The organism is Microbacterium sp. NPDC087868, from assembly GCF_044900755.1.
GTDB lineage: Bacteria > Actinomycetota > Actinomycetes > Actinomycetales > Microbacteriaceae > Microbacterium > Microbacterium galbinum.
The window spans coordinates 505,910-521,256 of the sequence record NZ_JBJDNO010000003.1 but is presented as its reverse complement, the minus strand read 5'-3'; the positions used below and the strand labels follow the sequence as shown (position 1 = coordinate 521,256).

The 15,347-nt window shown below is 72.1% G+C and carries 8 protein-coding genes; all 8 read left to right on the top strand.

Annotation, left to right across the window (positions count from 1 at the left end):
- Nucleotides 1-79 precede the first annotated feature (79 nt).
- From ACI2JZ_RS12670 to ACI2JZ_RS12635, 8 genes are read left to right on the top strand one after another with little or no spacing between them, the layout of a single operon-like run.
- Entirely contained in the window at nucleotides 80-1,213 is a 1,134-nt protein-coding gene (locus ACI2JZ_RS12670) for a serine/threonine-protein kinase (protein ID WP_247623550.1), read from the top strand.
- Complete coding sequence (locus tag ACI2JZ_RS12665) at nucleotides 1,213-7,155, top strand: Ig-like domain-containing protein (RefSeq protein ID WP_404597840.1); 5,943 nt, start codon at nucleotides 1,213-1,215, stop codon at nucleotides 7,153-7,155. Before ACI2JZ_RS12670 ends, ACI2JZ_RS12665 begins: the two co-directional genes overlap by 1 nt.
- Before the next feature lie 37 nt (nucleotides 7,156-7,192).
- Nucleotides 7,193-8,182 (top strand): MoxR family ATPase, encoded by a 990-nt coding sequence (locus ACI2JZ_RS12660; protein ID WP_247632997.1) that lies wholly within the window; start codon nucleotides 7,193-7,195, stop codon nucleotides 8,180-8,182.
- A complete protein-coding gene (locus ACI2JZ_RS12655) occupies nucleotides 8,179-9,549 on the top strand; it encodes a DUF58 domain-containing protein (protein ID WP_404597837.1) in 1,371 nt (456 codons plus the stop codon). Before ACI2JZ_RS12660 ends, ACI2JZ_RS12655 begins: the two co-directional genes overlap by 4 nt.
- A complete protein-coding gene (locus ACI2JZ_RS12650; RefSeq protein ID WP_404597835.1) occupies nucleotides 9,546-12,095 on the top strand; it encodes a transglutaminase domain-containing protein in 2,550 nt (849 codons plus the stop codon). The genes ACI2JZ_RS12655 and ACI2JZ_RS12650 overlap by 4 nt, the downstream gene beginning before the upstream one ends.
- Entirely contained in the window at nucleotides 12,092-13,636 is a 1,545-nt protein-coding gene (locus ACI2JZ_RS12645; protein ID WP_404597833.1) for a DUF5684 domain-containing protein, read from the top strand. Before ACI2JZ_RS12650 ends, ACI2JZ_RS12645 begins: the two co-directional genes overlap by 4 nt.
- Entirely contained in the window at nucleotides 13,633-14,460 is an 828-nt protein-coding gene (locus tag ACI2JZ_RS12640) for a PP2C family protein-serine/threonine phosphatase (protein WP_404597832.1), read from the top strand. Before ACI2JZ_RS12645 ends, ACI2JZ_RS12640 begins: the two co-directional genes overlap by 4 nt.
- The gene (locus tag ACI2JZ_RS12635) at nucleotides 14,457-15,203 is read left to right on the top strand and encodes a hypothetical protein (RefSeq protein ID WP_404597831.1); all 747 of its coding nucleotides are present in this window, start codon (nucleotides 14,457-14,459) and stop codon (nucleotides 15,201-15,203) included. Before ACI2JZ_RS12640 ends, ACI2JZ_RS12635 begins: the two co-directional genes overlap by 4 nt.
- The last annotated feature ends 144 nt before the right edge of the window (nucleotides 15,204-15,347 follow it).

Sequence of the window (15,347 nt, the reverse complement as noted above, 5' to 3'; positions counted from 1 at the left end):
GCGGGGGAACCCGCGGTGCGCTCGTGCCGCGGCGCTTTCGATGCGACCCCCGTCGATGACAATTCCCGGGGGAGGGCGAGTGGCGAAGCGGATTGCCTCCACGCCTCCGGTGCTGTCGGGCTACAGCTACGTGCGCCCGCTGGGCTCCGGTGGATTCGCCGACGTCTTCCTCTACGAGCAGGACATGCCCCGCCGCGTCGCCGCGGTGAAGGTGCTGCTGGCGGATGCCGTGAACTCCGACGTGCTGCGCGCGTTCAACGTCGAGGCCGACATCTCCGCCCGCCTCAGCGCGCATCCGTCGATCGTCACGATCTATCAGGCGTCGATCTCGTCGGACGGCCGCCCGTACTTCGCGATGGAGTACTGCCCCGACACGATGAGCGCCCGCTACAAGAAAGCACCGCTGCCGCTCGCCGAGGTGCTCGACATCGGCGTGCGCATCGCCGGCGCGCTCGAGACCGTGCACCGGGCGGGGCTGCTGCATCGCGACATCAAGCCCTCGAACGTGCTCATCAACTCGCTCGGTGCGCCAGTGCTCGCCGACTTCGGCATCGCGGCCGCGGTGCTCGACGAGGGCGACTCCGAGACCATCGCGATGTCGATCCCGTGGAGCGCCCCCGAAGTGCTGCAGGAGAAGGTGTCGGGCTCGGTGCCCAGCGAGGTCTGGAGCCTCGGGGCGACGCTGTACACCCTCCTTTCCAGCCGCAGCCCCTTCGAGCGCGACGACCGTGCGTCGAACACGCGTGAGCTGCTCACGCAGCGCATCGTGAAGGCCAAGTACACACCGCTGCCGATCGCGGGGATGCCGAAGGTCATCGACGAGATCCTCGCCACGGCGATGGAGAAGGATCCGGCGCGCCGGTTCCCGAGCATGGCCGCGTTCGCCGACCGTCTGCGTCATGCGCAGTACGAGCTCGGCATCGCGCCCACCGCCTTCGAGGCGGCATCCGCCGAGTGGGCCGCGGCCTCGCCGGTCAGTTTCTCGGATGCCGCGCCCCGTGGCCCCGTCGTCACCACCGTCGCTCCCGACTCCCGTCGCGCCGCACGCGCCGCGAAGCAGCAGGGCGCTGCCCGTGACCGCGACGACCTGCCGGTCGCGACCCGGGCCCCGTCGCGTTCCCCGCTCGTCGCCGGAGTGATCGGCGCGCTCGTGGGCGCCGTCGTGATCGCGGGCGTCGGCGTCGGCATCCTCTTCCTCACCGGGGTCCTGTGATGGCGATCGGCGACCGCGACCGCACCGCGACGAAGCCCCGCTCCCGCGGGCGCGTCATCGCCGCGATCTCGGGCGTCGCGGCTCTCGCCGTGGTCGTCACCCTCGCCGTCACGGCGCAGGGCTACCAGTCGCAGGAGGTGCCCCGTCTGGAATCGGCCGTCTGGGTCATGCGCGACAGCGGCCAGTACGCACGGGTCAACACCGACCTCGCCGAGATCGACACGGTGCGCAACGTCGACGATCCCGAAGCCGTGTGGCAGAGCGGTTCCTCGGCCGTGCTCTACGCACAGGGCAACCGCCAGCGCTGGGACCTCGATCCCGCGAGCCCCGGAGACCTGATCGCGGATGCCGGCGACGAGGGCACTCCTCTCGCCTCCGAGCCGACCCCGGCCGGAACCCGCGAGATCGTGTCGGCCGGGCCGTACGTGGCCTATCGCACCGACACCGGACAGGTCTCGGTCACCACCCTCGACGCGGGGGCGGGCACGGCCCTGGTCGACCCCTTCGCCGCGGTCGAGGTCGAGGAGGGCGAGGACCCGCCGTCGTACACGGCCGATGCGATCGGCCTCTCGCCCGAGGGCGTGCTCGCGCTCTACTCGGCCGAAGAGGGCGCGGTGCGCCGGTTCGACATCGATGAGCACCGCTTCCTCGGAGACGGTGCCGAGGTGTCCGACGCCCCCGAGGGCGGTGACGGTCTCGAGCTCACCGTGGTCGGCGATCGCTGGGCGATGCTCCAGGCCGCGGAAGGGCGACTCTGGACGTCGGGCGCCGACGCCCCGATCACGATCGACGTCGCCGAGGGCGCACGACTGCAGGCGGGCGCGGCATCCGGTGACGACGTCGTCGTCGCGGACTCCGACGGTCTCGTTTCGGTGGCGCTCGCCTCGGGCGACTCGGAGCGTATCGCCGAAGCATCCGGCGTCCCCGCGCGCCCTGTCGTGGTCGGCACGACGACCTACGCCGCTTGGCTCGACACCGGGTCCGGCACCCTGTGGGCCGGCGGCGAGACCACGTCGCTGTCCGTCCCCGACGACGCGCTCGAGTCCGCGACCATCGAACCCGTCTTCCAGGGCAACGGCGACCGCGTGGTGCTCAGCGAGATCGGCACCGGTCTGCTCTGGACGGCACCGGACGGCGTGCTCATCCCGCTCGAGCAGTGGGCGATCGACGACGACACCGAGCAGCAGGAGGGCACGATCATCGTCGAGGACGTGGCGGAGCAGATGCCGCCCGTCGCCGTCGACGACTCGTTCGGCGTGCGGGCCGGCGAGCAGGTCATCCTGCCCGTGCTTCTCAACGACCACGATCCGAACAAGAAGGACGTCCTGACGATCGACCCCGAGTCGGTGTCGGCGGGGCTCGGCGACGACGGCTTCGGTCGGCTGTCGCTCGTGTCCGACGGACAGTCGCTCGTCGTCGACGTGACCGCGACGAGCGGACAGACCTCCTTCACGTACGCCGTGACCGACGGGGCCGCGGTGTCGCCGCCCGCCACCGTCACGCTCACCGTCGTCGATCCCGGGGTGAACTCCGCCCCGGTCTGGTGCGGTGTCGACGCGTGCCAGCAGGAGTGGCCGACACCGCAGCTGCTTCCGGGCGGCAGCACGGTCGTCTCGGCGCTGTCGGGATGGGTCGACCCCGAGGGCGATCCCTTCGTGCTCGTCGACGCCTACGAGACCGACTCCGCCGCCCCCGTGATGGTCGTTCCCATGGCCGACGGTCGGGTCGCGATCCGTCACACCGACCCCAACGCTTCGGATGCCGTCATCCCCGTGACCGTCGTGGTCGAAGACGTGCACGGTGCGCGCGCCGAGAAGAACCTCGACGTGCAGGTCACCGGCAGCCCCGCGCTCCTCGCCTCGCCGGTCGCGCTGACCGCGCGGGTGGGGGAGCCCCAGTCGATCCGCATCTCCGATCACCTCTCCGGGGGCTCCGGGTCGTACCGCCTGGTCGACGCCGTGCAGACGGCGGCGACGGCGGCGGGCCTCGAGGTCGCGCCGAACCTCGCCTCCGGCGACGTCGAGCTCACGGTCGCCGAGCCCGGTCAGTACGTCGTGACGTACACCGCGCAGGATGCCACGACGCAGGCCGAGCAGTCGGCCGTGATCCGCATCACGGCGGTCGACGGGGCGGCTCCCCTCGCGATGGCTCCGCTCACCGCTTTCGTGCGCGAGGGCGAGGACACCACGGTCGACGTGCTCAGTGCCGTGCAGAACACGACGGGCCGCGTGCTCATGCTCTCGGGAGCCGAGAGCTCGTCGCCGCAGTTGAGCGTGCGCGTCGTCAACAACGAGAGCATCCGCGTCAACGGCACGACCGACGACGGCGAGCCGGGTGTGATCGGCCGTGCACGCGTCACCGTCGCCGACGGCTCGGGTGCGGCCGTCGAGGGAACGGTCACCGTCTTCCTCACGCCGCCGTCGACCGTCACCCGCCCGATCGTCTTCCCCGACGCGATCACCGTGCGGGCGGGGTCGCTCACCCGCATCAACGTGACCGCCAACGACGTCGCACCGCGGGGCGAACCCCTCGTCGTGCAGCCCGAGGTGACCGGTTCGGGTGAGGCGGGAGAGCTCGTCTTCGCCGACGGCAACGCGCTCCGCTATCTCGCCCCGTCGACGCCCGGCACGTACCGGCTCACCTACTCGGTGTCGCTCGAGCGCAACCCGTCCCTCTCCGACGACGGCGCCGTGACGGTGACCGTCGTGCCGCCGGGCACCAACCGTGCTCCCACGCCCACCACGCTCACCGGTCGGGTGCTCAGCGGGCAGACCGTCTCGCTGTCGGTGCCCGCCACCGGGATGGACAGCGACGGCGACCGCGTCGTGCTCGCCGGCATCGATCAGCCCGGCAAGGGCGCCGGCACGGCCACGATCTCGGCGCGCGGCGACTCGATCGTCTACCGCGCTCCGGCCGGAGGCGTCGACGGCGGCCAGGCGACCTTCCGTTACACCGTGCGCGATCCGCAGGGCGAGACGGGCACCGGACTCGTGCGGATCGGCGTGCTCGACGCCGACATCGACGATGCGGCCCCGGTGACCTTCAGCGACTACGTGCGCGTCGAGGCCGGGTCGTCGACGCCGATCGTGCTCGACCCCCGGGCGAACGATCTCGACCCGGCGCAGGGCGACCTCGAGATCACCGAACTGGTGCCCAACGCTCCGCCCGTCGCCGGCAACCCGCTCTACGAGCGGCTGAAGTCGCTGATCGACCCCGACACGTCGCTCGAAGACGGACGCGTCGTGCTGCGCGCGGGCGACGTGGCGGGCACGAACTCCTACTTCTACACGGTGACGTCGAGCCGCACGCAGAGCACCGCGCAGGGCCTCATCGTCGTCTCGGTGACCGATGGCGCCGTGACCGACCAGCCCACCGTCGCCGACACGGTGCTCACCGCGCGCGACCGCGACGATCTCGCCGACCGCGGCATCGACGTCGTCACCGACCGGGTCAGCTGGCCGTCGGGCGACGCGAGCTCGCTGAAGCTCAGCCTCTGGGGTGACCAGCCCGGCTTCTCGGTGCAGGGCGACCGCATCGTCGGCGCGGCCCCGGCCGAGGGCACCCTCGTGCCGTTCCAGCTCACGGGCACCGCTGCGGGCGGACGCGACGTCGTCGCCTACGGGTTCCTGCACATCCCCGCGTTCGACGACATGCAGGTGCAGATCACGCCGGGCGCGACCCCGGTCGTGGTCGACGAAGACGCCGAGGCGACGTTCACCGTGGCCGACTACCTCGACCTCGCGGCGAACGACGCGGTCGAGATCGGAACGGGCGAGTTCACCACGCAGCGCGCCGCAGCGGTCTGCCTCCCCGCAGGCGGGGGAGAGGCGACCTATCGCGCCGGCCGCGAATCGCCGTGGTCCGACACGTGCCTCGTGCCGGTGCGGCTCCAGGGCCAGGAGCGCTGGTCGTACATCGACGTGCCCATCAGCATCCGTCCCGCCGAGCCGCAACTGCTGCTCTCGTCGATCGCCCACACCGTCGCGCCGGGCGCGAGCGCGGACTTCGACCTCTACGCGAACATGGCGAGCTGGGAGGGCGGCCGCGAGGGCGACGCCCGTTCGCTCGACTTCCGCACGGTCTACAGCGGCGCCTCGTTCACGGTCACGCAGAACGGCCCGACGCTCACCGTCGAGGCGCACGCCGACGCGCGGCCCGGCACCGCCGAGGCCGTCGAGGTGACCGTCTCGCAGTACGGCGAGGCCGCGGCATCCGTGCGCCTGGTCGTCGGTGCGGCGCCGCCGGATGCTCCGCGCGGGGCGACCTTCACGAAGCAGTGCGTCGTGACCAGCCCCAGTTGCTCGATCGACGTCGTCGACATCGCCGGCGAGTACGACCCGTTCGCGGGCAAGCAGGGCTCCGGCTTGAAGCTGGTGTCGCTCGGCTCCGGCGCCCGGTGCGACGTCGCGACGCTCGCCGCGTCGGGAGAGCGCGCGATCACCGCGAGCTGGCCCGGCGGCGGGCAGGCTCCCGGCGGGCAGTGCGTGGTGCCGTTCGTGGTGGCGGATGCTCAGGGCCGCACCGGCACGGGCACCCTCACCCTCGATCTGCAGGGCTACCCGCAGGCGCCGGCGAGCGTCACGACCGTCGGGTACACGCGCTCGACCGTCGTGCTCGAGGTGCCGCTCGGTGAGGCCGGACGCGCGCACCCCTCGGTGACCGGCGTGACGATCCAGCAGGACGGCGCGGCCGCGAACGCCTCGTGCGGGCCGGCCGGTGGCGGCCTGTACCGCTGCACGGTGAACGGCCTGGTCAACGGCGAACCGCATGCGTTCACGGCATCCGCGGTCAACTCCGTCGGTGCATCGGCTCCGACCTCCGCGCACACCAGCTGGGCGTACGCGGCACCGACGGTGTCGAACGCGACGGCGACGCCGGTGTATGTGGCCGGCACGACCAGCCGGACACAGGGTGTCGTGAGCCTCTCGATCGATGCCCCCGATGACGCGCGCTCGTTCCGCGTCGAGGAGACGGGGCAGGTCATCGATCGCACGGGCGGAACGACGGCGGCCCAGATCACGCTCGCTCCGGGTGCGCAGACGCTCACGATCGTGCCGATCAGCCAGTTCCAGCCGCCGACCGGCAACGCGGGCAACGAGGGTGGCGCGTTCACCACGCAGGCGACGGTGGCGGGAACTGTGTTCTTCGATCCGTCGCACACGGATGCCAGGCCGTCGTCCAACACCTCGATCAGCATCGCCTCTCCTGGCACCGGAGCAGCACAGGCGAACGGCAGCGCGCTCGGCGTGAACGTGACCTACGTCGCGTGGCGCTCCGGCACCGTCTCGTGCACGGCCGGCCCCAGCGGGGAACTCCGGGTGTCGGGAGCCGAGAAGCAATCCCCCTCTCCCTCGTTGGACGGGCTGGTCGAGTACCAGCTGTACAACGTCAAGGCATGCGCCTCGAACGGCTACGGCGTCAGCGAGACCTCTGCCACACAGGTGTTCACCTTCACGTCGGTCGAGGGCCCCGGAGGCGACACGAGCTATCGCGTCGCGACGACGCCGAACCAGAGCGGGAACTCGTACTCCTACCCGCTCGAACGCGGACCGTCGATCTCGGTGCGCGACGGGTTCGCGGCACAGTACAACGTCTACGGCACGTGGCGCTCGGAGTTCTCGTTGACCGCCGACACCGCACCCGCCCAGGTGCTCGCGCAGGCATGCCACACGTTCGTGACGGGGTACTGCTCGGCACCGGTGCAGATCACCGCCCAGACCGTGCCCACGATCGTCAACGTCCAGTTCCGCGAATGCCTGCCCGAGAACATCGCCGACGTCGTGAGCGTCTCGGGCGCGGCGAGCGGGTCGCATCTGCCTCCCGCCGCGGTGGCGGTCGACCCCGCGGCGCCCGAGGGCGCCTATGACGTCACCCTCACCTGGACAGGTGCGTACGGGCAGCTGGATGCCATCACGCACCGCGTCCCCGCCCCCTGCCCCTGACCCGTCCGAGACTCTCGAGAAGAATACTGTTGCTCCTATGCCTGCTTCCTCCGCTGCACCCGTGACCATCGCCCCCGAACAGGCCGCCTGGTTCGCCGAGACGTTCTCGATCCTCACCGGCAACGTCGAGCAGGTCGTGCTCGGCAAGCGCCACATCGTCGAGCTGGTGCTCGCGGCCGGTATCAGCGGTGGACACGTGCTGCTCGAGGACTACCCCGGCACCGGCAAGACTGCGCTCGCCCGTGCCATCGGCCAGACCATCTCGGGCACGAGCACGCGCATCCAGTTCACCCCCGACCTGCTCCCCGGCGACGTCACGGGCATCACCGTGTACGACCAGAAGGAGGGCACGTTCGAGTTCCACGCGGGTCCCGTGTTCGCGAACATCGTGCTCGCCGACGAGATCAACCGGGCGAGCCCGAAGACGCAGTCCGCGCTGCTCGAGGTCATGGAGGAGGGCACCGTCACGGTCGACGGCGTCACCCGCCCGGTCGGCTCGCCGTTCCTCGTGATGGCGACGCAGAACCCCATCGAGCAGGGCGGTACCTACCGTCTGCCCGAGGCGCAGCTCGACCGCTTCATGATCAAGACCTCGATCGGCTACCCCGATGACGCGGCGACCATGCGCATCCTGCAGGGTGCGGCGCAGCCGACCCGCGTGCTCGACGGCATCGTCGGTACCGACACCATCCTGACGATGACCGAGATGGCGCGCGGCGTGTACGTGAACCCGCTCGTCTCGGACTACATCATGCGCATCGTCGACGCCACGCGCCGGGCATCCGAGGTGCGTCTGGGAGCCAGCGTGCGCGGCGCGATCGCGCTCTCGCGGCTCGTGATGACCTGGGCCGCGAAGAACGGTCGCACCTACGCCACTCCCGACGACGTGCGCGAGCTCGCCGTCGTCGCTCTGGCGCACCGCCTCGTGCTCGAGCCCGAGGCCGAGTTCGACGGCGTGACCGCGGTGGCCGTGGTCGGCCAGATCCTGCTCGACGTCGAACCCCCGCGCGAGAACGGCACTGCGTGAGCTTCAACACCGAATCGCGCCTGACCCGCACCACCGCCGGCACGTCTACCTCGACGCGCACGGCGACGGTGACGCGGTACTCGCGTACGCGCCGCGGCCCCGTGCGGGGAGCGGTGTTCGGCATGCGCCGAGCGGCTCGCACCGTGACTCGCGCCGGTCGCCGCACGGCCGGTTGGGTGCGCGAGACGGTGACGGCCGCGGGCATGCTCGTGGCCGCGGCCCTGGTGCTCGGCGTCGTCGCGGGGCTGCTCTTCGGCTGGGTCGAGGCGTGGGCCGTGGCCGCGATCGCGCTGGTGCTCCTGATCGTGTGCGTGCCCTTCGTGCTGGGCGCGCACGACTACCGCATCCACCTCGCTCTCGACCGTGATCGTGTGGTCGCGGGGGCTGAGATCGGCGCGACGCTCGACGTGCGCAACAACGGCAGCCGCCTGTCGCTGCCCGGCGTGGTCGACGTTCCGGTCGGCGAGGGCCTGGTCGAGGCGCACGTGCCGCTGCTGCGCCCCGACGGGCACCACCGCGAAGAGCTCACGATCGCGGCGCACCGTCGCGGCGTGATCGACGTCGGGCCGATGACGATCACGCGTGGCGACCCGATCGGCATCCTCCGCCGCGAGATGCGCTGGCCCGAGGTGCAGCGCATCCACGTGCACCCGGTCACCGTGCGCATCCCGAGCACCAGTGCGGGGCTCATCCGCGACCTCGACGGCACCCCCAGCACGACGCTGGTCGACGCCGACCTGTCGTTCCACGCCGTGCGCGAGTACGTCGTGGGCGACTCGCAGCGCCACGTGCACTGGAAGTCGACCGCCAAGACCGGCACGCTCATGGTGCGGCAGTACGAGGAGTCCCGGCACGCCCGCATCGCGATCATCCTCGACCTCGACGCCGAGTCGTACGACAGCGACGACGAGTTCGAGAACACGGTGAGCGCCGCGGCATCCCTCGCCCTGCAGGGTGTGCGCGACGGCCGCGACGTGCTGTTCTCGGTGAGCAACGAGATCCCCGAGCACAGTCGCACCGAGGTGCTGTCGATCCGCACCCTTCCGACCGTCACCCCGAAGGCGATGCTCGACGCGACCTCGACCCTCGACGCGTCCGACCGGGTCATGCGCCTCGAGGCCGTGGCAGCGCTGACGGTGCAGTCGTACCCCGACCTCTCGATCGGCTTCCTGCTCACCGGATCGCGCACACCGCTCGAGCGACTGCGGCACGCCGCGGTGAAGCTGCCCGCCCAGGTCGACGCCGTCGCCGTGCGCAGCGAGCTCGGCGAGCAGCCCACGATGCGCACGGCCCGCGAGCTGTCGGTCATGACCCTCGGAGCGCTCGGCGATCTGCCGCAGATGCTGGCACGAGGAGCGCTCCGATGAGCGGCACGCGCACGCCTCTCCGGGGTGCGAACGGCACCGCGCTCCGGTTCTCGGCCCTCACGTTCTGGGCGCTCGGTTTCGTGGCGGTCGGCATCGCGCTCGCGACGGCCGCCGCCTGGCCGGTGTACGAGTCGCCGCGCGCGCTCGTCGTCGGTGTCGCCGGCGGCCTGCTCGGGATGGGGGTGGCGGTCCTCGCGCGGATGCTGCGCTGGGGCGCTCCGCTCGCCGCGCTCGCGGCCGTGGCGATGTACCTGATCGTCGCGGTCCCCCTGGCGATCCCCTCGGCGCTGTCGTCGGTGCCCGCGTTCCTCGGCGGCCTGCGCGACGCCGTGTTCGGCGTCGTGCTCGGCTGGAAGCAGATGCTGACCCTGGCCCCGCCGCTCGGCGAGTACCAGGCGGTGCTCATCCCGTTCCTCGTCGTGATGCTGTTCGGCGGATTCCTCGCGACCTTCCTCGCCCTCCATCCCGGGCGTCGTGCCCTGGCGGCGGTCCCGGTCGTCGCCGCGATGAGCGTCTTCGGAGTGGCCTTCGGGTTGAGCGCGACGAGTTCGCCGGTCGTCGTCTTCGGCATCGAGGCGCCCGCTCCGCGCGAGTGGCTCATCGGGGTGGGGGTGTTCGCCGCCGCCCTGGTCTGGGTGATCGGCCGGGCGCGCATCGAGCGGGCGCAGGCGCTGCGCATCGTCGCGGCGACCGGCGTCTCGCGCCGGGCGGCACCGGTGTGGCTCAGCATCCGCCGGCACCTGCTCGCGGGCGCGCTCGTGGTCGTCGCGCTCGTCGCCGGCGTCGCGGCGGCCCCCGTCGCCGCCGGCTGGACCGACCGATCGGTGCTGCGCGACGAGGTCGAGCCGATGATCGTCGTGCAGCAGCAGACCAGCCCGCTCGGCTCCTACCGCGCGTGGTTCGCGGGGGATCGCCTCGACGAGACCGTGTTCGGCGTGCAGGGCGACCCCGGAGCCGTCGACCGCGTCCGTCTCGTCACGCTCGACGCGTACGACGGCAACGACTTCCACATCGCCGAGGAGGACCGCTTCAGTCGGCTCCCGCGCACGGCCGGCCCGGGCGAGGGTCGTATCGCGCTCGACATCACGGTGGGCGATGCCTACCGCGGCATCTGGGTTCCGACCCCCGCCGGACTCGCCGAGGCTCCGGCGTTCGCCGGATCACGGGCGGATGCTCTCGCCGACGGGTTCCACATCGACGCCGACGGCGACACGGCCATCACGATCGCGGATGCTCCGGGCGGGGGGAGCGGCTTGGTTCCGGGCGACCGGTACTCGGTGCTCGTCGACGCTCCGGCCACCGGTGACGGGATCGCGTCGCTGCAGGGCGGCGACTCGACGCTCGACGCCGACGCGTTCCCCGCGCTGGTCGAGTGGGCCGAGATGCAGGAGCAGCCGCGCACCGGCGCCGGCTACGTCGAACTGATCGACCGACTGCGCTCGCGCGGCTACCTCAGCCACGCGGTGCTCGACGACGCCGCGTCGGCCGGGTGGATCGCCGCACTCGACGGGGCGGAGGGCTACGGCTTCGCCTCGAGCTATGCCGGTCACTCGGCGGCGCGCATCGAAGAGGTCTTCACCGCGATGGTCGAGCAGGAGCGGCGGGCCGGGTCGGATGCCGCGCCCGAGCTGCTCGTGTCGGCGATCGGAGACGACGAGCAGTTCTCGACGGCCGCCGCGCTGCTCGCCGAGCACTGGGGCCTCGAGTCGCGCGTGGTCATCGGTGCGCGTCTCGCGGGCGCCGAGGAGGTGCCCGGCATCCCGGCCTGCACCGAGGTCTGCACGGGCGAGAGCATGAGCGCCTGGGTCGAGGTGCGGTCCACCGGCGGCGAATGGATGCCGATCGACGTCACGCCGCAGTACGCGATGCTGCCGAGTGCGATCACCGAGGGCGAGCAGCTGCCCGAGCATCCGACCGTGCCGGAGCAGCCGCGCTCGGAGGCGCTCGATCCGCCGCAGGCGCAGAGCGACTCGAACGACGACGCTCCGCCGCTGGAGGCCCCCGAATCGGAGTTCCTGGCCGTTCTGCTGCCGATCCTGCGCGCCGTCGGTCTCGGCGTCCTCGCGCTCGTGCTCCTGACGCTTCCCCTGCTGGTGCTGTTGATCGCGAAGGGCCGCCGGGCACGCGCACGGCGCGATGCCGGTGATCCCGAGGTGCGGCTCGCGGGCGCCTGGGAAGAGCTCGTCGACCTGTACACCGATCACGACGTCGCCCTGCAGACCCAGGGCACGCGCGTGCAGCGCGCCCGGTCGACCGATCGCTCGGCCGCTGTGCGGCTCGCGGTGCTCGTCGACCGCGGCATCTTCGCGGGGCATCCGCCCACCGATGCGGATGCCGTCGCCGCCTGGCAGATCGTCGACGACGAACGAGCCGCGCTGTCGACGGCCGACAGCCGGTGGCGGCGGCTGGTCGCGCGGGTGCGCCTCACCTCGTTGCTGGGCCGGGCGAGGCCGACGAGCGGTCCTCGTTTCGCGGGTCGCCGTCCGGTGATCGGTACGCTCGCAGTAGCCGGTTCGCCCCACGACCGGCAGAAGGAGACCCCATGACACCGTCAGCAGAGTCCGGACTGCTCTCGATGCTCCTCATCGGATGGGGTGTCGGCCTGCTCCTCGGCCTCGGCATCTACGTCTGGTACGCGGTGGCGCTGTCGCGCCTGTTCCCGCGGCTCGGGGGAGAGGCGTGGAAGGGCTGGGTGCCCATCCTCAACGAGGCCGAGATCCTCGCGCGCGGAGGCGTCGCCGCCTGGAAGGTCGTGTTCTACCTGATCCCGATCGTGCAGATCTACGGCATCTATCTCAAGGTGATCGCGACGCATCGGATCAACCAGCAGTTCGGTCGCGGCGCCGGGTCGACGGTGCTCGCGATCCTGCTGCCGCCCGTGTGGGCGACGATCCTCGCCGCTGGGGCGCCGCCGTACCCGGAGGGCGACCGCCTCGCGGCCCTGCAGCCGGGGCCGCGCCGCACGCCCCAGCCGCTGCTCGAACCGACCACCGGAGACACCCGCGACTATGCGCTCCCGGCCTTCGCGCCGCAGCGCCCCGCTTCCGCACACGCCGGAGCGGCTCCGTCGGGGGGATTCATCCCGGCCCCGCGCTCGACGAACGCCGGGTCGGAGGCATCCGCCCCACCCGCCGGGAACGCCGGGATCCCGGCCGAGTGGCAGGCGTTCGCCCCCGCCCCGCAGGCTCCCGCGTCTGCGCCTCAGCCCCCGGTTCCGCAGTCTTCCACGCCCGAGCCTTCCGTGGCCGCGCCGTCCGAGGCCGCGCCGCAGCCGCCTGCCCCCGCCCCGCAGCCGCCGGCTCCGTCCTTTGCTCCGCCCACGGCACCCGCTCCGCAGCCGCCGGTCGTCTCCGCTCCGGCCGCGCCGCCGGCCGCTCCGCCCGCTCCGGCCGCCGCCCCGGTGCCTCTCGCCGCTCCGGCCGCACCCGCGGGTCCCGCCGAGGAGTTCCCGCTGCCGCCCGCCTTCGCCCCGACCCCGCCCGTCTTCACGCCCCCGGCGCCCCCGGCCGCTCCGGCCGCGACGGTGCCGCCCGTGACGGAGACCCCGGCACCCGGAATCCGTCCCGTCCCCCTGATCGCCACGCCTCCGGTCGCTCCCGCCGCGCCGACCGAGACGTCGGCGGCGGAGGCTCCGCTCGCGCACGACGCCGAGTCCGACGACCTGCTCGCCGACGACCTCGCACAGACGATCATCAAGCCCCGCCAGGTCGCCGTCGACGACGACCTCGAGGCGACCGTCGTCGTGGCACGCAAGCGCGGAGTGCGTCGCTCACTCGTGCTCGACGATGGCCGCAGCTTCGCGCTCTCGGGCGCGAGCGTCGTGATCGGACGCAACCCGGTGGGCGATCCGGGCGAGCAGCGTCTGTCGATCACCGATGCGACCCGCACCCTCTCGAAGACCCACGCGCGACTCGTCGTCACCGATGACGAGTGGCGGCTGACCGATCTGCACGCGACCAACGGCGTCGTCGTGGTGGCCGAGGACGGCACCGAGGTGCTGCTCGACCCGGGCGAGAGCGTGGTCGGAACCGGACGCTTCATCCTCGGCGAGGTCGGGATGCACGTGATCGCGGAGCGCGATTCGTGACCGTCGAACAGGTCGTCCTCAATGTCGCGTCACTGACCGACACCGGTCTCAAGCGCGCCGCGAACGAGGACTCCCTGCTCACCGCGGCCCCCGTGTTCCTCGTGGCCGACGGCATGGGCGGGCACGAGGCCGGCGACCGGGCGAGCGCCGCGGTGGTCGCCGCCTTCGAGCCACTCCGAGGCACCGCCGTCACGATCGATGACGTGCGTCTGGCGCTGGGATGCGCGACCGCCGTGGTCGAGTCGATCGCCGCCGCGCACAAGCAGGGAGCCGGCAGCACGGTCTCGGGCGTGGCCCTGGTCGAGCACGAAGGGCTGCCGCACTGGCTCGTCTTCAACGTCGGCGACTCGCGGGTCTACCGCCATCACGCCAACGATCTCGTGCAGCTGACGATCGATCACTCGCTCGGCCAGGAGATGGTCGACGCGGGCGAGATGCGTCCCGAAGACCTCGCGACCTTCGCGCAGCGCAACATCATCACCCGCGCGATCGGCGCGGCCGACAGCGAGGCCGACAGCTGGCTCCTCCCGGTGATCGACGGCGAGCGCCTGCTGCTGTGCTCCGATGGTCTCAGCGGCGAGGTGAGCGACGAGGCGATCCGCGCCACCCTCACGATGTGCGGACGCCCGGAGACCGCGGCATCCGCTCTGGTGCGCCGGGCGCTGCAGGCGGGCGGACGCGACAACGTCTCGGTCGTCGTGATCGACGTCGTCGCCGGCGGCCTGCGCGCCGGCCGTGACGACGACACGGCCGGCCGGTTGGCGGTGTCGGTCGGCACCGATTCGATGCTCGAGGGCACGACGATCCCGGTGCGCGCGCGATGACCGACGAGAGCATCGATGAGGAGACCGTCATCGTCACGCGACGCGACCGTCGTCGCGCGGTCGAGCAGGCGGAGTCGGTGCAGGCGGATGCCGTGCAGGCGGATGCCGAGTCGCAGCCGGCGTCGTCGCAGACGGGTGCCGACGCCCACGTCGAGGACGACGAGGCGCACCAGGAAGACAACGAGGCGACGGTGCTCGTCGGGCGCTCCCGCCCCGCGGCATCCGACATCGACGAGGCGACCATCGTCGTCGACCGTACCCGCGACACATCGTCGGACGATGACTACGAGGCGACCGTCGTGGTCGACCGCGCCCGCCCGGCATCGTTCGAGCCGGACGAGTCGACGGTCGTCGTCGATCGCTCGGGCGGCGCTGCCGTCGCGCCGTCGGGTCTGGAGGAGACGATCGTGCGTCCCCGGCGCGGCCTGCGTCGCCGGCGGACCACGGTGTTCGATGATCCGTCCGACCTCGATGCGACGATCCCTCGGGGACCGGTCTCGTTCGAGCGCCCCACCGAGCCCGAGCCGCCGGCGATCTATAAGCCCCGCCCGGCTCCCCTCGTGCCGAAGGCCCCGCCCGCGGTCGGCGGCGGTCCGGCACCGACCCGCATCGAGGACCCGGGGCTCCCATCCGTGGCGCGGCAGGGAGTGCGCCGCAGTCGCACGGCGCTCCTCGCCTTCGTCGGTGCGTGCGCGGTGTCGGTCGCGGGGCTCGTGACGCTCGGCTTCGTCGTCTTCGCCTGACGCCGCGACGCTTCGCCTGACACGTACCGAACCGCATGGGGAACTCTCCCCATGCGGCGGTATTCCAGCACGCGGTTAGGATGATCAGGTGCGCCGAGCGGCCCGAGGCCGTTCGGCCCCAGTCGAGCACGGACCTGTGGGGGG